At 58.6% G+C, this 19337-nt stretch carries 19 protein-coding genes; 12 read left to right on the top strand and 7 right to left on the bottom strand.

The genetic code is table 11. The features are described from left to right. Position 1 precedes the first annotated feature (1 nt). The gene (locus L2I46_RS18155) at positions 2–1504 is read left to right on the top strand and encodes a helicase HerA-like C-terminal domain-containing protein (protein ID WP_236948111.1); all 1503 of its coding nucleotides are present in this window, start codon (positions 2–4) and stop codon (positions 1502–1504) included. Positions 1505–1554: 50 nt separating this feature from the next. Here L2I46_RS18155 and lptG read toward each other — a convergent pair whose 3' ends face one another. Together lptG and lptF are read right to left on the bottom strand one after the other, a co-directional pair. Next, positions 1555–2637 carry an LPS export ABC transporter permease LptG gene (gene lptG / locus L2I46_RS18150; RefSeq protein ID WP_002886956.1) on the bottom strand — a complete coding sequence of 361 codons (1083 nt, stop codon included), beginning with the start codon at positions 2635–2637 and terminating at the stop codon, positions 1555–1557. Next, the gene (lptF, locus tag L2I46_RS18145) at positions 2637–3734 is read right to left on the bottom strand and encodes an LPS export ABC transporter permease LptF (protein ID WP_023291773.1); all 1098 of its coding nucleotides are present in this window, start codon (positions 3732–3734) and stop codon (positions 2637–2639) included. Before lptF ends, lptG begins: the two co-directional genes overlap by 1 nt. A gap of 389 nt (positions 3735–4123) precedes the next feature. On the opposite strand from lptF, the gene pepA reads away from it, so the two are divergent. The 3 genes from pepA (at position 4124) to L2I46_RS18130 (ending at position 9055) form a co-directional block, all read left to right on the top strand. Next, positions 4124–5635, top strand: coding sequence for a leucyl aminopeptidase (gene pepA, locus L2I46_RS18140; RefSeq protein WP_004206531.1), 1512 nt, complete (start codon positions 4124–4126; stop codon positions 5633–5635). Positions 5636–5756: 121 nt separating this feature from the next. Continuing rightward, positions 5757–6200, top strand: a complete 444-nt coding sequence (gene holC / locus L2I46_RS18135; protein ID WP_048296514.1) for a DNA polymerase III subunit chi — start codon at positions 5757–5759, stop codon at positions 6198–6200. Next, positions 6200–9055 carry a valine--tRNA ligase gene (locus L2I46_RS18130; RefSeq protein WP_044525210.1) on the top strand — a complete coding sequence of 952 codons (2856 nt, stop codon included), beginning with the start codon at positions 6200–6202 and terminating at the stop codon, positions 9053–9055. The genes holC and L2I46_RS18130 overlap by 1 nt, the downstream gene beginning before the upstream one ends. A 47-nt stretch (positions 9056–9102) precedes the next feature. Here L2I46_RS18130 and L2I46_RS18125 read toward each other — a convergent pair whose 3' ends face one another. Next, the gene (locus L2I46_RS18125; RefSeq protein ID WP_087848675.1) at positions 9103–10296 is read right to left on the bottom strand and encodes a YjgN family protein; all 1194 of its coding nucleotides are present in this window, start codon (positions 10294–10296) and stop codon (positions 9103–9105) included. A gap of 185 nt (positions 10297–10481) precedes the next feature. Here L2I46_RS18125 and L2I46_RS18120 point away from each other — a divergent pair, with 185 nt between their 5' ends. Then, positions 10482–10985, top strand: a complete 504-nt coding sequence (locus L2I46_RS18120) for a GNAT family N-acetyltransferase (RefSeq protein ID WP_032454663.1) — start codon at positions 10482–10484, stop codon at positions 10983–10985. Positions 10986–11268: 283 nt separating this feature from the next. Here L2I46_RS18120 and miaE read toward each other — a convergent pair whose 3' ends face one another. After that, entirely contained in the window at positions 11269–12033 is a 765-nt protein-coding gene (gene miaE / locus L2I46_RS18115) for a tRNA isopentenyl-2-thiomethyl-A-37 hydroxylase MiaE (RefSeq protein WP_023291769.1), read from the bottom strand. Between the two features lie 58 nt (positions 12034–12091). Continuing rightward, positions 12092–12514 carry a ribonuclease E inhibitor RraB gene (gene rraB, locus L2I46_RS18110; protein ID WP_023291768.1) on the bottom strand — a complete coding sequence of 141 codons (423 nt, stop codon included), beginning with the start codon at positions 12512–12514 and terminating at the stop codon, positions 12092–12094. A 98-nt stretch (positions 12515–12612) separates the two neighbouring features. On the opposite strand from rraB, the gene argL reads away from it, so the two are divergent. Further along, the gene (gene argL, locus L2I46_RS29790) at positions 12613–12708 is read left to right on the top strand and encodes a putative translational regulatory protein ArgL (RefSeq protein WP_370736902.1); all 96 of its coding nucleotides are present in this window, start codon (positions 12613–12615) and stop codon (positions 12706–12708) included. Further along, on the top strand, positions 12678–13682 hold the full coding sequence (gene argF / locus L2I46_RS18105) for an ornithine carbamoyltransferase (protein WP_032454662.1): 1005 nt from the start codon (positions 12678–12680) through the stop codon (positions 13680–13682). Before argL ends, argF begins: the two co-directional genes overlap by 31 nt. Before the next feature lie 69 nt (positions 13683–13751). Here argF and L2I46_RS18100 read toward each other — a convergent pair whose 3' ends face one another. Beyond that, positions 13752–14204 carry a YhcH/YjgK/YiaL family protein gene (locus L2I46_RS18100; protein ID WP_236948110.1) on the bottom strand — a complete coding sequence of 151 codons (453 nt, stop codon included), beginning with the start codon at positions 14202–14204 and terminating at the stop codon, positions 13752–13754. Positions 14205–14398: 194 nt separating this feature from the next. Here L2I46_RS18100 and L2I46_RS18095 point away from each other — a divergent pair, with 194 nt between their 5' ends. From L2I46_RS18095 to ridA, 5 genes are all read left to right on the top strand, one after another. Next, positions 14399–14503, top strand: a complete 105-nt coding sequence (locus L2I46_RS18095; RefSeq protein WP_002886930.1) for a pyrBI operon leader peptide — start codon at positions 14399–14401, stop codon at positions 14501–14503. Further along, complete coding sequence (locus tag L2I46_RS29785) at positions 14478–14537, top strand: pyrBI operon leader peptide (protein ID WP_227650304.1); 60 nt, start codon at positions 14478–14480, stop codon at positions 14535–14537. Before L2I46_RS18095 ends, L2I46_RS29785 begins: the two co-directional genes overlap by 26 nt. Positions 14538–14539: 2 nt before the next feature. Then, complete coding sequence (gene pyrB / locus L2I46_RS18090; RefSeq protein ID WP_004206522.1) at positions 14540–15475, top strand: aspartate carbamoyltransferase; 936 nt, start codon at positions 14540–14542, stop codon at positions 15473–15475. A 13-nt stretch (positions 15476–15488) separates the two neighbouring features. Next, the gene (gene pyrI / locus L2I46_RS18085) at positions 15489–15950 is read left to right on the top strand and encodes an aspartate carbamoyltransferase regulatory subunit (RefSeq protein WP_105491316.1); all 462 of its coding nucleotides are present in this window, start codon (positions 15489–15491) and stop codon (positions 15948–15950) included. Between the two features lie 153 nt (positions 15951–16103). Further along, positions 16104–16490: a 2-iminobutanoate/2-iminopropanoate deaminase gene (gene ridA / locus L2I46_RS18080; protein ID WP_002886926.1), complete on the top strand. Its 387-nt coding sequence runs from the start codon at positions 16104–16106 to the stop codon at positions 16488–16490. Between the two features lie 73 nt (positions 16491–16563). Here ridA and mgtA read toward each other — a convergent pair whose 3' ends face one another. Continuing rightward, the gene (gene mgtA / locus L2I46_RS18075; RefSeq protein WP_023291764.1) at positions 16564–19272 is read right to left on the bottom strand and encodes a magnesium-translocating P-type ATPase; all 2709 of its coding nucleotides are present in this window, start codon (positions 19270–19272) and stop codon (positions 16564–16566) included. Between the last annotated feature and the right edge of the window lie 65 nt (positions 19273–19337).

Genomic DNA, 19337 nt, shown 5'->3' with positions numbered 1-19337 from the left:
CATGAGCTCACCCCTGTTGATTGCGCGCACGCTGGATAACGCGCTCTATTTGTTGCCCGCGATGGCCAACCGCCATGGGCTGATCACCGGTGCGACCGGCACCGGTAAAACCGTCACCCTGCAAAAGCTGGCTGAGTCGTTCTCGGAAATTGGCGTGCCGGTATTTATGGCGGACGTCAAGGGCGACCTGACCGGCATTGCCGCCGCGGGGCAGAGCTCAGAGAAACTGCAGGCGCGGCTGGAGAAGATCGGCGTCAGCGACTGGGAGCCGCACGCCAACCCGGTGGTACTCTGGGATATCTTTGGCGAGAAGGGCCACCCGGTTCGGGCGACGGTCTCCGATCTTGGCCCCCTGCTGCTGGCGCGCCTGCTCAATCTCAATGAGGTGCAGAGCGGCGTGCTGAACATTATTTTCCGCATCGCGGACGACCGCGGTCTGCTGCTGCTCGACTTCAAAGACCTCCGCGCCATCACCCAGTTTATCGGCGACAACGCCAAATCTTTCCAGAACCAGTATGGCAATATCAGCAGCGCCTCGGTCGGCACCATCCAGCGCGGACTGTTGACCCTGGAGCAACAGGGCGCCGGGCACTTCTTCGGCGAGCCGATGCTGGATATTGCCGACTGGATGCGCGTCGATGCCAGCGGCAAAGGGATAATCAATATCCTCAGCGCCGAAAAGCTCTACCAGATGCCGAAGCTCTACGCCGCCAGCCTGCTGTGGATGCTCTCCGAGCTGTACGAGCGTCTGCCGGAGGCGGGCGATCTCGACAAGCCCAAACTGGTGTTCTTCTTCGATGAGGCGCATCTGCTGTTCAACGACGCGCCGCAGGTGCTGCTGGATAAAATCGAACAGGTGATCCGTCTTATCCGCTCCAAGGGCGTCGGCGTCTATTTTGTCTCGCAGAACCCGGCGGATATACCCGACGCCGTGCTCGGCCAGCTGGGCAACCGCGTACAGCACGCGCTGCGCGCCTTTACGCCGAAGGATCAGAAAGCGGTGAAAACCGCCGCCCAGACCATGCGCGCCAACCCGGCCTTCAGTACCGTGCAGGCGATCCAGGAGCTGGGCACCGGCGAGGCGCTGATCTCCTTCCTCGATGAGAAAGGCAGCCCCTCGGTGGTCGAGCGGGCGATGGTTATCGCCCCCTGCTCGCGAATGGGGCCGGTCAGCGATGATGAGCGCAATGGCCTGCTGAATCACTCGCCGCTGTACGGCAAGTATGAAGAAGAGGTGGACCGCGTGTCGGCCTTCGAAATGCTGCAGCAAGGGGTGCAGGTCACTACCGAGCAGCAGTCGGCTCCGCCGGCGAAGGGTCAGCAGAGCGGGGAAGACGATGGGCTGCTCGGCGGCCTGAAAGATATCCTGTTCGGCAGCACCGGCCCGCGCGGCGGCAAACGCGACGGTATCGTGCAGACCGCGGCGAAAAGCGCGGTTCGCCAGGTCACCAATCAGATCGTCCGCGGCATGCTGGGCAGTCTGCTGGGCGGCCGCAAGCGCTAAAAAAAAGCCCCCTCATCGTTGAGGGGGCTTACGTTCCGTAGCTGAGTCCGCTAGGCCTTGCGCATCATCAGCCAGAGGCTTATCAGGAAGAAGCTGGCGCTTGGCAACAGGGCGCCGATGATCGGCGGTATGCCGTACACCAGGGTCAGCGGGCCGAAAATCTGATCCAGCACGTAGAAGATAAAGCCGAAGCTAATCCCGGTCACCACCCTGACGCCCATCGGCACGCTACGCAGCGGGCCAAAGATAAACGACAGCGCCATCAGCATCATCACCGCCACCGACAGCGGCTGGAAGATTTTGCTCCACATATTGAGCTGGTAGCGTCCCGGATCCTGGCCGCTGGACTTCAGGTATTTCACATAGTTGTGCAGCCCGCTGATCGACAGCGCGTCCGGATCCAGGGCTACCACGCCGAGCTTGTCCGGCGTCAGGTTGGTTTTCCAGGTGCCGCTCACCATCTGCGACCCGGTCACCTGCTTCGGATCGGTCAGATCGGATTCATCCACCTGCGACAGGCGCCACACTTTATTCTCGCTATCGAATTTTGCCGAGGCGGCATAGCGCACCGACTGTAAACGACGCTCCGGGTTGAAGGCATAAATGCTGACGCCCCCCAGCTCATCGTTACCTTTTACCCGTTCGATATAGACAAAGTTATGGCCATCTTTCGCCCACAGCCCCTGCTGGGTGGAAAGCAGCGAACCGCCGTACATCTGCTGGGCGCGGTAGTTGCGCGCCATCTGTTCGCCCTGCGGCGCCACCCACTCGCCGATCGCCATGGTCAACAGCACCAGCGGGATCGCGGTTTTCATCACCGCCAGCGCCACCTGCAGCCGGGTGAAACCGGACGCCTGCATCACCACCAGCTCGCTGCGCTGGGCCAGCATCCCCAGCCCCAGCAGCGCGCCAAGCAGCGCCGCCATGGGGAAGAAGATCTGGATGTCTTTCGGCACGCTGAGGATGGTGTAGAGGCCAGCGCCCAGCGCATCGTAACTACCCTGCCCGGACTTTTTCAGCTGATCGACAAACTTGATAATGCCGGAGAGCGACACCAGCATGAACAGGGTCATCATGATGGTGTTGAAAATCGTCTTACCGATATAACGGTCAAGTACGCCAAACGCCTGCATCAGGCCGCTCCTTTATTAAAACGGGCGCGGAAGCGGCGCATCGGCACCGTGTCCCACAGGTTTAACAGCACCGCCAGCGCAAAATAGAGCAGGTTAATCGCCCACATCCAGATAGCCGGGTCCATTTTGCCTTTGCCGCCGTTCGACTTAATCGAGGTCTGCAGCAGGAAGAACACCAGGTAGAGCAGCATCGCCGGCAGCATCGACAGCACGCGGCCCTGGCGCGGGTTGACCACGCTGAGCGGCACCACCATCAGCGCCATAATGAAGACGGTCGCCACCAGCGTGAAGCGCCAGTGCAGTTCGGCGCGCGCACGATCGGTGTGGGTCTGCCACAGGGTGCGCATATCCATCTGTTCGGTGTCGTCCGGATCGGCGGCCACCGCCTGGTGGCCGATAATGGCCTGATAGTTATTGAAGTCGGTGATGCGGAAGTCGCGCAGCATCGCGGTGCCTTCAAAGCGGGTGCCCTTATTGAGGGTCACCACCTGCGAACCGTCTTTCTGCTGCGACAGCTCGCCGGAATCCGCCACCACCACGGAGGGGCGCGCGTTGCCTTTCGGGCGCAGCTGGGCAAGGAAGACGTCATGGAAGCGGTTGCCGTTGACGCTCTCGATAAACATGACCGCGTTACCATCGCTGGCCTGCTGGAACTGGCCCTGGGCCAGCGCGGCCATGCCGGGGTTGGCCTTGGCTTCCGCCAGCACTTCATCCTGATGGCGCGACGACCACGGCCCCGCCCACATCACGTTGACCGCCGCCACCGCGCCGGTGAACAGCGCGAGGATCATCGCCGCCTTGATCAATACGGCTTTACTCAGGCCGCAGGCGTGCATCACCGTAATTTCGCTTTCGGTGTACAGCTTGCCGAGGGTCATCAGCAGGCCAAGGAACAGACTTAACGGCAGGATAAGCTGCGCCATCTCCGGGATGCCGAGCCCCAGCAGCGAGAGCACCAGATTGGTTGGGATATCGCCATCCACCGCAGCGCCGAGGATCCTGACTAATTTCTGGCAAAAGAAAATCAGTAACAGGATGAATAGGATCGCCAACTGGCTTTTCAGCGTCTCACGAACCAGATATCTTATGATTATCACTATAAATACGCCCGTAAAAACCCGTTTTAGTGCAGGAAAATTGCTTGTTTCATGGCTTAAACGTCATTTATTCTCTTTGGTCGTCGAAAACGTCGCTAAGATTAAATGACTCATCGGTTCTGCATGTCAGGATCTTTTCTGACGAACCCAGGCCTTATTAACGTTAAGATTAACACGAAGTCACCGCAACAGCGGACATGAGTTACGAAAGCTTGCAATTATATACTCAATGGATTTCGAGTTGTAAGAAGGCAGCAGGGCTGTGGCCCCTGGCGCGCACAATGTGCCACGTCAGGGTAAGCAGGCGCAGCCGGCGCATCTGCAACTTGAAAGGCGACGAGTATAGCCGTAGCCACCACTGTTGTCTTTAAGATTCAGGAGCATAGTGCATGGAGTTCAGTGTAAAAAGCGGTAGCCCGGAGAAGCAGCGGAGCGCCTGTATCGTGGTCGGCGTCTTTGAACCACGTCGCCTCTCCCCCATCGCCGAACAACTCGATAAAATCAGCGACGGCTACATCAGCGCCCTGCTGCGTCGCGGCGAGCTGGAAGGCAAACCTGGCCAGACGTTATTGCTGCACCATGTGCCGAACATTCTGTCTGAGCGCATTCTGCTGATTGGCTGCGGCAAAGAGCGCGAACTGGATGAGCGTCAGTACAAGCAGGTCATCCAGAAAACCATCAATACCCTGAATGATACCGGTTCAATGGAGGCAGTCTGCTTCCTGACCGAGCTGCACGTCAAGGGTCGTAACAACTACTGGAAAGTTCGCCAGGCGGTGGAAACCGCCAAAGAGACGCTGTACAGCTTCGATCAGCTGAAGACCAACAAAAGCGAGCCGCGTCGCCCGCTGCGTAAAATGGTCTTTAACGTGCCGACCCGTCGCGAGCTGACCAGCGGCGAACGCGCCATTCAGCACGGGCTGGCGATCGCCGCCGGCATCAAAGCGGCGAAAGATCTCGGCAACATGCCGCCGAACATCTGTAACGCCGCCTATCTGGCCTCCCAGGCGCGCCAGCTGGCCGATACCTATAGCAAAAACGTTATCACCCGGGTGATCGGCGAACAGCAGATGCGCGAGCTGGGAATGAACGCCTACCTCGCCGTCGGCAACGGTTCGCAGAACGAGTCGCTGATGTCGGTCATCGAGTATAAAGGCAACCCGTCGGAAGACGCGCGCCCTATCGTGCTGGTCGGTAAAGGCCTGACCTTCGACTCCGGCGGTATCTCCATCAAGCCGGCCGAAGGCATGGACGAGATGAAGTACGACATGTGCGGCGCCGCGGCGGTGTACGGCGTGATGCGGATGGTTGCTGAGCTGCAGCTGCCGCTGAACGTGATCGGCGTGCTGGCGGGCTGTGAAAACATGCCTGGCGGTCGCGCTTATCGCCCGGGCGATGTTCTGACCACCATGTCCGGCCAGACGGTGGAAGTGCTCAACACCGACGCCGAAGGCCGCCTGGTGCTGTGCGACGTGCTGACCTACGTTGAGCGCTTCGAGCCGGAAGCGGTTATCGATGTCGCGACGCTGACCGGCGCCTGCGTGATTGCCCTCGGCCATCACATCACCGGCCTGATGTCGAACCATAACCCGCTGGCCCATGAGCTGATCGGCGCCTCTGAACTGGCGGGCGACCGCGCATGGCGTCTGCCGCTGGCCGACGAGTTCCAGGATCAGCTGGAATCCAACTTTGCCGATATGGCGAATATTGGCGGCCGTCCTGGCGGCGCGATCACCGCCGGCTGCTTCCTGTCGCGCTTCACCCGCAAGTACAACTGGGCGCACCTCGACATCGCCGGCACCGCCTGGCGTTCCGGTAAGGCCAAAGGCGCCACCGGTCGTCCGGTCGCGCTGCTGTCGCAGTTCCTGCTCAATCGCGCGGGTTTTAACGGCGAAGAGTGATTGCCGTCTGATGCCCGGTAGCGCTACGCTTACCGGGCCTACGGAAAGATGCCGTTTGTAAGCCGGGTAAGCGTAGCGCCGCCCGGCTTTACATTTAAATCCACAACAAGAAGCCCCATATATGAAAAACGCAACGTTCTATCTTCTGGACAACGAAGACACCGTCGAAGGCCTGAGCGCCGTCGAGCAGCTGGTGTGTGACATTGCCGCAGAACGTTGGCGCAACGGCAAGCGCGTCCTGATCGCCTGTGAAGATGAGCAGCAGGCGATTCGTCTCGATGAGGCGCTGTGGTCGCGACCACCGGAGAGCTTTGTGCCGCACAATCTGGCGGGCGAAGGCCCGCGAGGCGGCGCGCCGGTAGAGATTGCCTGGCCGCAAAAGCGCAACAGCAGCCCGCGGGATATTCTTATCAGCCTGCGGCTTAACTTTGCAGATTTTGCCACCGCTTTCACAGAAGTGATAGACTTTGTCCCTTACGAAGAAAATCTGAAACAACTGGCGCGCGAACGCTATAAGGCGTACCGCATGGCTGGTTTCAACCTGAACACGGCAACCTGGAAATAATGGAAAAGACATACAACCCACAAGATATCGAACAGCCGCTTTACGAGCACTGGGAAAAGCAGGGCTATTTCAAACCGAATGGTGATGAAAGCCAGGAGAGCTTCTGCATCATGATCCCGCCGCCGAACGTCACCGGCAGTTTGCATATGGGTCATGCCTTCCAGCAAACCATCATGGATACCATGATTCGCTACCAGCGCATGCAGGGCAAAAACACCCTGTGGCAGGCGGGGACCGACCACGCGGGTATCGCTACCCAGATGGTGGTTGAGCGTAAGATTGCCGCTGAAGAAGGGAAAACCCGTCACGACTACGGCCGCGATGCCTTTATCGACAAAATCTGGCAGTGGAAAGCGGAATCCGGCGGCACCATTACCCGTCAGATGCGCCGTCTCGGCAACTCCGTTGACTGGGAACGCGAGCGCTTCACCATGGACGAAGGCCTTTCCAATGCCGTGAAAGAAGTCTTCGTTCGCCTGTATAAGGAAGACCTGATCTACCGCGGCAAACGCCTGGTTAACTGGGACCCGAAACTGCGCACCGCCATTTCCGACCTCGAAGTGGAAAACCGCGAATCGAAAGGCTCCATGTGGCATATCCGCTACCCGCTGGCCGATGGCGCGAAAACCGCTGACGGTAAAGACTACCTGGTGGTCGCCACCACCCGTCCGGAAACCCTGCTGGGCGATACCGGCGTGGCCGTTAACCCGGAAGATCCGCGTTACAAAGATCTGATTGGCAAATTCGTGGTGCTGCCGCTGGTTAACCGCCGCATCCCGATCGTGGGCGACGAACACGCCGACATGGAGAAAGGCACCGGCTGCGTGAAGATCACCCCGGCGCACGACTTTAACGACTACGAAGTGGGTCGTCGTCACCAGCTGCCGATGATCAACATCCTGACCTTTGACGGCGACATCCGCGAAAGCGCGGAAGTGTACGACACCAAAGGCAATGAATCCGACGTCTACTCCAGCGAGATCCCGGCGGAGTTCCAGAAACTGGAACGCTTCGCGGCGCGTAAAGCCGTCGTTGCGGCGGTTGACGCCCTCGGCCTGCTGGAAGAGATCAAACCGCACGACCTGACCGTGCCTTACGGCGACCGCGGCGGCGTGGTTATCGAACCGATGCTGACCGACCAGTGGTACGTGCGCGCGGACGTGCTGGCCAAGCCGGCGGTGGAAGCCGTTGAAAACGGCGACATTCAGTTCGTGCCGAAGCAGTACGAAAACATGTACTTCTCCTGGATGCGTGATATTCAGGACTGGTGTATCTCCCGTCAGCTGTGGTGGGGTCACCGCATCCCGGCATGGTATGACAACGACGGCAACGTTTACGTAGGCCGCACCGAAGACGAAGTACGCCAGGAAAATAACCTCGGCGCCGACGTGGCGCTGCGCCAGGACGAAGACGTGCTGGATACCTGGTTCTCCTCCGCGCTGTGGACCTTCTCCACTCTCGGCTGGCCGGAAAACACCGACGCCCTGCGTCAGTTCCACCCAACCAGCGTGATGGTGTCCGGCTTCGACATCATCTTCTTCTGGATCGCCCGCATGATCATGATGACCATGCACTTCATCAAAGATGAAAACGGTAAACCGCAGGTTCCGTTTAAGACCGTCTACATGACCGGTCTGATCCGCGATGACGAAGGCCAGAAGATGTCAAAATCCAAGGGTAACGTTATCGACCCGCTGGATATGGTTGACGGCATCACCCTGCCGGAGCTGCTGGAGAAACGTACCGGCAACATGATGCAGCCGCAGCTGGCGGAGAAAATTCGTAAGCGCACCGAGAAACAGTTCCCGAACGGCATCGAGCCGCACGGCACCGACGCCCTGCGCTTTACCCTGGCGGCGCTGGCCTCTACCGGCCGCGACATCAACTGGGATATGAAGCGTCTGGAAGGTTACCGTAACTTCTGTAACAAGCTGTGGAACGCCAGCCGCTTTGTGCTGATGAACACCGAAGATCAGGATTGCGGCTTCAACGGCGGCGAGAGGGTGCTCTCCCTGGCCGACCGCTGGATCCTTGCGGAATTCAACCACACCGTCAAAGCGTATCGCGAAGCGCTGGATAACTTCCGCTTCGATATCGCCGCCGGCATCCTGTACGAGTTCACCTGGAACCAGTTCTGCGACTGGTACCTGGAACTGACCAAGCCGGTCATGAACGGCGGCAGCGAAGCGGAGCTGCGCGGCACTCGCCATACGCTGGTGACTGTGCTGGAAGGTCTGCTGCGCCTGGCGCATCCGATCATTCCGTTCATCACCGAGACCATCTGGCAGCGCGTGAAGGTCATCTGCGGGATCACCGCCGACACCATCATGCTGCAGCCGTTCCCGCAGTATGATGCCTCTCAGGTGGATGACGCGGCGCTGGCCGACACCGAATGGCTGAAGCAGGCGATCGTCGCCGTACGTAACATCCGTGCGGAAATGAACATCGCCCCGGGCAAACCGCTGGAACTGCTGCTGCGCGGCTGCAGCAAAGAGGCCGAGCGTCGCGTGAACGACAACCGCAGCTTCCTGCTGAATCTGGCGCGTCTGGAAAGCATTACCGTGCTGCCTGCCGATGATAAAGGTCCGGTCTCCGTGACCAAGATCGTCGACGGCGCCGAGCTGCTGATCCCGATGGCGGGCCTCATCAACAAAGAAGATGAGCTGGCGCGTCTGGCGAAAGAAGTGGCCAAAATCGAAGGCGAAATTGGCCGCATCGAAAGCAAGCTGGCTAACGAAGGCTTTGTCGCCCGCGCGCCGGAAGCGGTGATCGCCAAAGAGCGCGAGAAGCTGGAAGGCTACGCGGAAGCGAAAGCGAAGCTGATTGAGCAGCAGGCGGTGATCGCCGCGCTGTAATTGCTCGCGATAGAAAAAAGGCCGGAGCTTGCTCCGGCCTTTTTACATTACAGGAACGGCAGCATCGGAAAAAAACCGCCGCATAGTTTGTCAGATACCGTCGGCTGCGGTGGCGCCGCCGGCTGCAGATCGAGCGAATCGAGCTCACCGACCATCGTCGTGTTTTCAGCAATATAGCGTAGCAAATCAATCTTAAACCAGGGATAGGCCAGCCCCAGCGTCAGCGGCGTGAGAAACGTCAACGCCAGTAAACGCGGAGCAAGACCGAAAAACGTCAGGGTGGAACGAAAATGAACGCTGTCCCCCAGCACCAGGTTATTCATCGCGTGATTACGTAAAGCCACACGAAGGTATGCCATGGATAACACGATACCGATAGTGAGGAATATATATCCCCCTAATATCGCCCCAAGATGCCGCAATGCCATAAACAGTGCCGAACCTTCACTGCACAGACCAAACATACAGCCCGTCAGCAGTTGAGCGAATGCGGAAAATAAAAAGCCAATAAAAATGACGATAAACGGCAACAAAATAGCCGTTGCCCATAAAAAAATCACCACACAACGCTTAGTACTCACATAAATATTAAATTTATTTTTGCCTAAGGTTGCGCCTTTGCCGATGAGATCAAGCCAGTGGCTGTAAACCACACCGCTGGTTATTGCCATAATAACTAGCGCCAGCAAAAGCAGAACAACGATCCCCAGCAGCATGCTATTTAGGCCATTGTAAAAGAGCCGACTTCCCAGCATGGCGAACACCACCGCTGTTAGCACGTATATCAGCAAAGGTAAGCCGAGCATAATCCACCATCCGCGCAGCAGATGACACTGAACCCCAAAGCGAATATTCGCGAAAGAGGTCATCGTCGCATGGTAGCTTAACCCCTTAATTATCATTACCGGCAGCAGGATAAGAAATGCCAGCGTCTCCAGCCCTTCGCTACCGGGAGAGAAAATGGCAAGCGCTAAGCTGAGTAAAACCAGCACGACAAATATCAATAGCCAGCTGAGTAAAATCGTGATACCGCGCCCGTGATAGGCAAAGCGGGCGCCATTAACCTCCATATTCTCACAAAGATAACGGCGACTCCGTACCCATGCCCATGGAATAAATAACCCACAAGTTATTACAGAAAAAATAATATTAACCAGACAAATAATAAAATAGCGCCCGACCTGACCATGAAAAACAAAAGAATGGCCAGAACGCTGCAATTGCCCTGAAATCATACTCATAAAAAAGTCGTCCTTGTACTTTAAACCATATATAAAAATAATAAATAATGCGCATCGGCATTAAGCGAGCAGAATATATTATTTTGAATTTTCCCGGCAATACATTTCACGCGCACCTTGCGCCTGTAAACGAATAATGGTATTAAAGAAATATATGGTTATTTAAGCTAAAATTGAGTGATTCTATGAATCTTGCCGCGCCACAGACCTTTACTTTACGCCGTATCGCGGTACAGGATAACGCTGCGATAGCGGCCGTCATCCGCCAGGTATCCGCAGAATATGGCCTGACCGCCGATAAAGGCTATACGGTCGCCGACCCGAATCTCGATGAGCTGTATGAGCTGTACAGCCAGCCAGGCTCGGCCTATTGGGTGGTGGAGAAAGAGGGAGAAGTGGTTGGCGGCGGCGGCGTCGCGCCGCTCGCCTGCAGCGAGCCGGATATCTGCGAGCTGCAGAAAATGTATTTCATGACCAGCGCCCGCGGCCAGGGGCTGGCGAAGAAGCTGGCGCTGCTGGCGCTGGACTACGCCCGCGAGCAGGGCTTTAAACGCTGCTATCTGGAAACCACCGCCTTCCTGACGGAGGCGATCGGCTTATATGAGCATCTTGGCTTCGAACATATTGACGGTCCGCTGGGCTGTACCGGCCACGTGGACTGCGAAGTGCGGATGTTGAAAACGCTGTAACGCCTCGATATCGCAGGCGTCCCCGGTAGCGCTACGCTTACCGGGGCTACAGTTCGGTAGCCCGGCTAAGCGTAGCGCGAGCCGGGGTATGTCCCGGATGGCACCGCTTGCACCTTACCCGTGCTCGCGGTGCCGTTTTTTTGTCGGGTGGCGGCTAACGCCTTACCCGACCTACGGCCCGTACCATGGCGAGCTGAAGCTCTCAACGCTATCTCTCCCCCCATAGCTACTGAGACTGCCGGCGTGAGTGGCGACCGGAGCGACGGGAGCCGAACAGCGTGGGCTACGCCGCCGCCGGCACGCCGCTGTGAAAGCGGAACTCGGCCTCCGGACGGAGGATCAGCGCCGCTTCCGCCTCGCCGAGCTGGCGGACCCGTTCGCTGATATCTTCTCCGGCAATCTTCTGCGCCAGATCCAGGTAGTCCTGATAGTGACGCGCTTCCGAGCGCAGCAGCGACAGATAGAACTTCTGCAGATCGTCGTCCAGCCACGGCGCCAGCGCCGCAAAGCGCTCGCATGAGCGGGCCTCGATATAGGCGCCGCAGATAAGCTTATCGATCAGCATCACCGGCTCATGTGAGCGCACCTCCCGTCGCATGCCGCGGGCATAGTTGCTGGCGGTGATTTTGACGTAGGGGATATCGCGCGCCAGCATCATCTCCCGCACCTGCCAGAAGTGATGCAGCTCCTCTTTAATCAGCAAAATCATGCTGTCCAGCAGCTGACGGCCCCACGGGTCGTCGGTCTGCGGCATGGCGCTTTTGTTGATCCGCTTATGCAGGGCGACAAAATCCGGCTCTGGCCCCCGGCGGTAGGTGAAGTCTTCATACGGCTTCAGGCAGGCCAGCAGCTCGTCGGCGTCGGCTTTATCCGCGACGTAGCGACGCACCAGCAGCATGGCGTTCTGCGCCGCTTTCAGTTCGCACACCATATGGTCGGTCAGCAGCAGCGGCAGGTTTTCCGGCTTGCGGGCTTCGTCAATCCACGCCTGCGGCGTCGGGCAGTGCAGGAAGTTGATAATCGGGGAGAGTATCTGCGGGTAATCCATGGAGGTTCCTTGCTATACGGCGGCTGGCGCCGCCGTATCCATTTACATCATCTGCGACTTAGTGACGAACACCATCGTCGTCTTCATCGACAAAATCTTCGTCATCCTCGCCGTCTTCTTCGCCGTTCGGGTCCTCATAGTAGGTGCCCCAACCGTCATACTCGACGTCAAATTTTTCTGCCAGCGTCATCAGCTGTTCCACCTGGGCATCGATCAGTTCTGCGTTCAGGGCGCATTCGCTCAGAATATCGCAGCAGATGACCACTTCACCCTCTTCCACTTCCAGCTCTTCGGGCTCGGTCACTTCGTAGCCCAGCTTAAACGCTTCCACCGCCACTTTCTCCAGGGTTTCGAAATCGTCTGCAGAGAGGTGATGCTCAATCGTGTACAGTGCGTCCGGATCGCTGCCATCTTCCAGCAGCTCTTCGATAATCAGACGCGTCTCTTCACGCTGTTCTTCCAGGTGTTCCGGGTTTGCCATGGCTCGTTCCTCATAATGTGCGGCAGTTATCCCTATTGTCACATACCGCCGTCATTGCCTCCACTTCTCAGTGAAAGATTTCGATCACAGACTTGCAAATGAATATTCATACATATAAATTGAATTTTAATTCAATTAGTGGCCTATGCCAGGTGAGGGAACCATGTCTGCGTTTTACCAGAAGCATTTTTTAAAGTTACTCGATTTTACGCCTGCAGAAATCACCGCCCTGCTCGAGCTGGCGGCAAAGCTGAAAGCCGATAAGAAAAACGGTATCGAAGTCCAGAAACTGGCAGGGAAAAACATCGCGCTCATCTTCGAAAAAGACTCAACCCGTACACGATGCTCTTTCGAAGTTGCCGCATACGATCAGGGCGCCCGCGTGACCTACCTGGGGCCCAGCGGCAGCCAGATTGGCCATAAAGAGTCGATCAAGGACACCGCCCGCGTGCTCGGACGGATGTACGACGGCATTCAGTACCGCGGCCACGGCCAGGAAGTGGTGGAGACCCTGGCGCAATACGCCGGCGTGCCGGTGTGGAACGGCCTCACCAACGAGTTCCACCCTACCCAGCTGCTGGCGGACCTGCTGACCATGAAAGAGCACCTGCCGGGCAAAGCCTTTAACCAGATGACGCTGGTCTACGCCGGCGACGCGCGCAACAACATGGGTAATTCGATGCTGGAAGCCGCGGCGCTGACCGGTCTGGATCTGCGCCTGGTGGCGCCCTCGGCCTGCTGGCCGGAGGCCGCGCTGGTGGAAACCTGTACCGCGCTGGCGAAACAGCAGGGCGGCAACATCACCCTGACGGAAGATATCGCCGCGGGGGTGCAAGGCGCCGATTTTATCTATACCGACGTCTGGGTCTCAATGGGCGAGGCGAAGGAAAAATGGGCCGAACGTATCGCCCTGCTGCGCGACTATCAGGTTAACAGCGCGATGCTGGCGCTGACCGGCAACCCGCAGGTCAAATTCCTCCACTGCCTGCCGGCGTTCCACGATGACCAGACCACGCTGGGCAAACAGATGGCTGCCGAATACGGCCTGCACGGCGGCATGGAGGTGACTGACGAGGTGTTTGAGTCGGCGGCAAGCGTGGTCTTCGACCAGGCGGAAAACCGGATGCACACCATCAAAGCGGTGATGGTGGCGACGCTGAGCAAATAGTCCTTCGCTCGCCGTCAAATCCCGGATCGCTTGGCGCGTATCCGGGATACCGCTCGTCAGGACGCTTTGTCACGCCATCAGCATCTTCACCACCGCTTTGCGCACCTTCGCCGGGGCGCCCACGGCGCACAGCGGTTTATGCACTTCGCCGGGATAAAACACCACAAAGTCCCCTTCGTTAAGGATCACCGTTTGCTCCTGCGCCCCCTCCGCCAGGAAAGCGATGTCTTTCTCCGCCAGCCAGTCGGTCTGCGGCTCTCCAGCCGGCAGGGTGCTGAAGGTCATCCCCTCGCTGCCGCGGAGCACAATCTGGATATCGAGATAGCGGGCATGATATTCCGCGCGACGCGCGGCCTGCGGCTCGGTGGTGTCCTCGGAAATCAGATAAAACAGGTTGTTGCCGTCGATATCATGTTTACCCAGCGTCGTCGCCTCGCTGACATGGACGATAACGTGTTCGATAGCCTCGCGCAGCGCGGCAGGCAGCCATGGCTGCAGATGGTGGATATTGCCAATAATCATCGCTTACCTCAAATATAAAACAACATTTCATTTTTGCGTTTTATACCCCCATCGTCGCTGCCATACCAGTGCAGTTTCACGGTTCTTTGCGCTGGCGCACTTTTCTGCAGGCAAACGATTACCTGTTTGTGAATGAATCGCTTGATCGTCATAACGGTCTGCGTATAATGCCAGTCGTTTTGCCGGGAGGAAGCATGGCCAATTGCGTACGACATTCTGTCTTAGCGCGTCTCAATGCAGACGCTGGCCTGCCGTTTTTCTTTCCGTTGCTCATTGGATTCCCGAAGCCCCTTATTTAAGGGGCTTTTTTTTTGCCCAGGCGTCAGGAGATAAGCATGGCTAACCCGCTATATCAAAAACATATCATTTCCATAAACGATCTCAGCCGCGAAGACCTCGAACTGGTGCTGGCGACGGCGGCAAAGCTGAAAGCTAATCCACAACCCGAGCTGCTGAAGCATAAGGTTATCGCCAGCTGTTTCTTTGAAGCCTCGACCCGCACCCGCCTCTCTTTTGAAACCTCGATGCACCGCCTGGGGGCCAGCGTGGTCGGCTTCTCCGACAGCGCCAACACCTCGCTGGGCAAAAAAGGGGAAACGCTGGCGGATACCATCTCCGTCATTAGCACCTACGTTGACGCCATCGTGATGCGTCATCCGCAGGAGGGCGCCGCCCGTCTGGCGACCGAATTTTCCGGCGGCGTGCCGGTACTGAACGCCGGCGACGGCGCCAACCAGCACCCAACCCAGACCCTGCTCGACCTGTTCACCATTCAGGAGACCCAGGGCCGCCTCGAAAACCTCAACGTGGCGATGGTCGGCGATCTGAAGTATGGCCGTACCGTCCACTCCCTGACCCAGGCGCTGGCCAAATTCAGCGGCAACCGCTTCTACTTTATCGCCCCGGACGCGCTGGCCATGCCGCAGTACATCCTCGATATGCTGGATGAAAAAGGTATCGCCTGGAGCCTGCATAGCGCCATCGACGACGTGATGGCGGAAGTGGATATTCTGTACATGACCCGCGTGCAGAAAGAGCGTCTGGATCCGTCGGAATACGCCAACGTCAAAGCGCAGTTCGTCCTGCGCGCCGCCGACCTCGAAGGGGCGCGCGCCAATATGAAGGTGCTGCACCCGCTGCCGCGCATTGACGAAATCACCACCGATGTCGATAAAACGCCGCACGCCTGGTACTTCCAGCAGGCCGGTAACGGCATCTTCGCCCGCCAGGCGTTACTGGCATTGGTACTGAATAGCGAGCTGGCACTGTAAGGGGAAATGAGAGATGACACACGACAATAAACTGCAGGTAGAAGCGATCAAACGCGGCACCGTGATCGACCACATTCCGGCGCAGGTCGGTTTTAAGCTGCTCACCCTGTTCAAACTGACCGAAACCGACCAGCGCATCACCATCGGCCTGAACCTGCCCTCCGGCGAGATGGGCCGCAAGGATTTGATTAAAATCGAGAACACCTTCCTGACCGACGAGCAGGTTAACCAGCTGTCGCTGTACGCCCCGCAGGCGACGGTAAACCGCATTGATGAATACGAAGTGGTGGGCAAATCCCGCCCGAGCCTGCCGGATCGCATCGACAGCGTGCTGGTCTGCCCGAACAGCAACTGTATCAGCCACGCCGAACCGGTTTCTTCCAGTTTTGCAGTGAAAAAACGCACTGATGACATCGCACTCAAATGTAAATACTGCGAAAAAGAGTTTTCTCATTATGTGGTGCTGGCCAACTAAATGCGGTTGGTATTGGTGGTAGGCCTCCCTATAATGGCTACCACCCTACGCTTCGTCCTTCAGCCGGCGTCTGCACCCGGCGGCACAGCGCTTACCGCCTGGCGGCCACCTGAATGATTTTGCGTAACATTACTCAGTTCATCTGGAGATAACATGAGCAAAACTATTGCGACGGAAAATGCACCAGCAGCGATTGGCCCCTACGTTCAGGGCGTTGACCTGGGCAGCATGATCATCACCTCTGGCCAGATCCCGGTCGACCCGAAAACCGGCAGCGTTCCGGAAGACGTATCCGCGCAGGCGCGCCAGTCGCTGAACAACGTGAAAGCCATCGTTGAAGCCGCAGGCCTCACCGTCGGCGATATCGTCAAGACCACCGTTTTCGTCAAAGATCTCAACGATTTCGCTACCGTTAACGCCACATACGAAGCGTTCTTCACCGAGCACAACGCCACCTTCCCGGCGCGCTCCTGCGTTGAAGTGGCGCGTCTGCCGAAAGACGTGAAGATCGAGATCGAAGCCATCGCCGTACGCCGCTGATCGCGAACCCCGGCATGAAAAAAGGCAGCCCGCAGGCTGCCTTTTTTACGGGGGTCATCCGCAAACCTTCCCCTTACTGCCAGCCGTAGCGGCGGCTGTAGAAGCCTTTGACCGTTTGGGTCAGCACCATATAGCCCGCCAGGATCGCCACCAGCCATGGGAAGTAGCTCAGCGGCAGGGCCTGCAGCTGCAGATAGCCCGCCAGCGGCGAGAACGGCAGCGCGATCCCCACCGCCATCACCACCAGGGTCATGGCGAACAGCGGCCAGGCGGCGCGGCTCTGGACGAACGGAATGCGCCGGGTGCGGATCATGTGCACGATCAGCGTTTGCGACAGCAGCCCTTCAATAAACCAGCCGGACTGGAACAGGGTCTGCATCTCCACGGTATTGGCGTGGAACACCCACCACATCAGGCCGAAGGTGAGGATATCGAAAATCGAGCTGATCGGGCCGAAGAAGACCATAAAGCGTCCAAGGTCGGCCGGGTTCCAGCGCTGCGGCTTGCGGATCTGTTCATCGTCGACATTATCGAACGGGATCGCCACCTGGGAGACATCGTACAGCAGGTTCTGAATCAACAGGTGCAGCGGCAGCATCGGCAGAAACGGCAGGAAGGCGCTGGCCACCAGCACGCTGAAGACATTGCCGAAGTTGGAGCTGGCGGTCATTTTGATGTACTTAAGCATGTTGGCGAAAGTGCGGCGGCCTTCGATCACCCCCTCCTCCAGCACCATCAGGCTTTTCTCCAGCAGAATGATATCCGCCGCCTCGCGGGCGATATCCACCGCGCCGTCGACCGAGATGCCGATGTCCGCCGCGCGCAGCGCCGGGGCGTCGTTGATGCCGTCGCCCATAAAGCCCACCACGTGGCCTTCGCGTTTCAGCAGCGTCACGATGCGCTCCTTATGCAGCGGCGCCAGGCGGGCGAAGAGCGTGGTGCGTTTCGCCAGCGCCGCCAGCTCGTCGTCGCTCATGGCTTCAATCTGGCTGCCAATCACCACTTCGCCGGCATCCAGCCCCACTTCATGGCACACCTTCGCCGCCACCAGCTCGCTGTCGCCGGTGAGGATCTTCACCGTGATGCCGCTGGCTTTTAACGCTTTCAGCGCCGGGGCGGTGGTCTCTTTCGGCGGATCGAGGAAGGCGATGTAGCCTTCAAGGATCAGGTCCGACTCATCGGCGCGCTGGTAGTCGCCTTCGCGGGCCGGCAGGTACTTGGTCGCCACCGCCACCACCCGCAGCCCTTGCCGGTTGAGGGTGTCAGTGACCCGGCGAATGCGGCGCAGCATGGTATCGTCCAGCGGCACGATATCGCCGTTGTAGCGCACCTGGGTTGAGACGTTGAGGATCTCCTGCAGCGCCCCTTTGCAGATCAGCTGATGCGCGGCGTCCTCCTCTTTCACCACCACCGACATGCGGCGGCGTTCGAAATCGAAGGGGATCTCATCCACCTTCTGCCAGCGCGCCGCCAGCCCGCGGGCGGCCTCCAGCTCAACGCCCTCCAGCACCGCGGTGTCGAGCAGATTTTTCAGCCCGGTTTGGTAGTGGCTGTTCAGCCAGGCGGCATGCAGTACGCGCTCGCTGACCTTGCCGGAGACGTCGGTATGGTTCTCCAGCACAATCTTATCCTGAGTCAGGGTGCCGGTTTTATCGGTGCAGAGGATGTCCATCGCGCCAAAGTTCTGAATGGCGTCGAGGTGCTTCACGATGACCTTTTGCTTCGACAGCTTTACCGCCCCGCGCGCCAGCGTCGAGGTGACGATCATCGGCAGCATCTCCGGCGTCAGGCCGACCGCCACCGACAGCGCGAACAGCGCCGCCTCCCACCAGTCGCCTTTGGTGTAGCCATTGATCAGCAGCACCACCGGGGCCATCACCAGCATAAAGCGGATCAGCAGCATACTCACCCGGCTGATGCCTTTCTGGAAGGCGTTCGGCTCGCTCTCCTGCTCGCTGACGCGGCCGGCCAGTTGACCAAACCAGGTGTGGCCGCCGGTGGCGAAGACGATGGCCTGCGCCGAGCCGCTCACCACGTTGGTGCCCATAAAGCACAGGGTGTCGCACTCCAGCGGGTTCTGCTGCAGCGGATCGCGGCTGCGGGCCACTTTCTCCACCGGCAGCGATTCGCCGGTCAGCGAGGCCTGGGCGACAAACAGATCCCGCGCCTGCAGGATACGCAGGTCCGCCGGGATCATGTCCCCCGCCGACAGCCGGATGATGTCGCCCGGCACCAGCTGGTCGATAGGCAGCTCCAGCCAGCGGCTCTCCCCCTGTTCATTGACCACCCGCAGCACGGTGGCGGTATTGCTCACCATCGCCTTCAGCGCATCCGCCGCTTTGGTCGAGCGCGCCTCCTGGATGAAGTTGAGCAGCGTCGAGATCCCCACCATCAGGGCGATCACCCCGGCGGCGAACAGATCTTCGGTGGAATAGGAGACGATGCCGAGCACCGTCAGCAGCAGATTGAACGGGTTGCGGTAGCAGGTCCACAGATGCACCCACCACGGCGAGGGCTTCTGCGCCGGGATCTGGTTGTCGCCGTGTTTAAGGATTTTCGCCGCCACTTCGCCTTCATTGAGCCCTTCAGGGTGGCTGTCAAAGGCGCGCCAGATCTCCTGGTCGTCCATCGCCGCCACGTCCAGGCACTGTTTGCCCAGCGACTCAGGAATGGGGCCGCTCGCCAGATGGCGGGCGTCCGGCAGCGGATCGCGCTGGACTAAACGGCGTGGCAGATGGCGGCTAAGCTGTGCGAACAGCTGCCGGGTATAATTTTTCAGCATAAACAGTCCCTCCGCGCTCGCGCAAGCGAACGCAGCGTTGCCGACGGGCGTAGCAAAACCTACCT

Source organism: Klebsiella sp. 2019SCSN059 (genome assembly GCF_021739525.1).
In the GTDB taxonomy this organism is placed as follows: domain Bacteria; phylum Pseudomonadota; class Gammaproteobacteria; order Enterobacterales; family Enterobacteriaceae; genus Klebsiella; species Klebsiella quasipneumoniae.
The sequence above is the reverse complement of the archived record's forward strand: the minus strand, read 5'-3'. Positions and strand labels throughout refer to the sequence as shown.

What these genes read in the sequence shown, in the direction of transcription:
- pyrI (WP_105491316.1), top strand. Translation starts at nt 15,489, where the DNA reads ATGACACACGACAATAAACTGCAGGTAGAAGCGATCAAACGCGGCACC.
- holC (WP_048296514.1), top strand. Translation starts at nt 5,757, where the DNA reads ATGAAAAACGCAACGTTCTATCTTCTGGACAACGAAGACACCGTCGAA.
- L2I46_RS18130 (WP_044525210.1), top strand. Translation starts at nt 6,200, where the DNA reads ATGGAAAAGACATACAACCCACAAGATATCGAACAGCCGCTTTACGAG.
- argL (WP_370736902.1), top strand. Translation starts at nt 12,613, where the DNA reads ATGAATATTCATACATATAAATTGAATTTTAATTCAATTAGTGGCCTA.
- L2I46_RS18100 (WP_236948110.1), bottom strand. Translation starts at nt 14,204, where the DNA reads ATGATTATTGGCAATATCCACCATCTGCAGCCATGGCTGCCTGCCGCG.
- argF (WP_032454662.1), top strand. Translation starts at nt 12,678, where the DNA reads ATGTCTGCGTTTTACCAGAAGCATTTTTTAAAGTTACTCGATTTTACG.
- pyrB (WP_004206522.1), top strand. Translation starts at nt 14,540, where the DNA reads ATGGCTAACCCGCTATATCAAAAACATATCATTTCCATAAACGATCTC.
- rraB (WP_023291768.1), bottom strand. Translation starts at nt 12,514, where the DNA reads ATGGCAAACCCGGAACACCTGGAAGAACAGCGTGAAGAGACGCGTCTG.
- L2I46_RS18120 (WP_032454663.1), top strand. Translation starts at nt 10,482, where the DNA reads ATGAATCTTGCCGCGCCACAGACCTTTACTTTACGCCGTATCGCGGTA.
- miaE (WP_023291769.1), bottom strand. Translation starts at nt 12,033, where the DNA reads ATGGATTACCCGCAGATACTCTCCCCGATTATCAACTTCCTGCACTGC.
- L2I46_RS18155 (WP_236948111.1), top strand. Translation starts at nt 2, where the DNA reads ATGAGCTCACCCCTGTTGATTGCGCGCACGCTGGATAACGCGCTCTAT.
- L2I46_RS18125 (WP_087848675.1), bottom strand. Translation starts at nt 10,296, where the DNA reads ATGAGTATGATTTCAGGGCAATTGCAGCGTTCTGGCCATTCTTTTGTT.
- ridA (WP_002886926.1), top strand. Translation starts at nt 16,104, where the DNA reads ATGAGCAAAACTATTGCGACGGAAAATGCACCAGCAGCGATTGGCCCC.
- L2I46_RS18095 (WP_002886930.1), top strand. Translation starts at nt 14,399, where the DNA reads ATGGCCAATTGCGTACGACATTCTGTCTTAGCGCGTCTCAATGCAGAC.
- lptG (WP_002886956.1), bottom strand. Translation starts at nt 2,637, where the DNA reads ATGCAGGCGTTTGGCGTACTTGACCGTTATATCGGTAAGACGATTTTC.
- pepA (WP_004206531.1), top strand. Translation starts at nt 4,124, where the DNA reads ATGGAGTTCAGTGTAAAAAGCGGTAGCCCGGAGAAGCAGCGGAGCGCC.
- mgtA (WP_023291764.1), bottom strand. Translation starts at nt 19,272, where the DNA reads ATGCTGAAAAATTATACCCGGCAGCTGTTCGCACAGCTTAGCCGCCAT.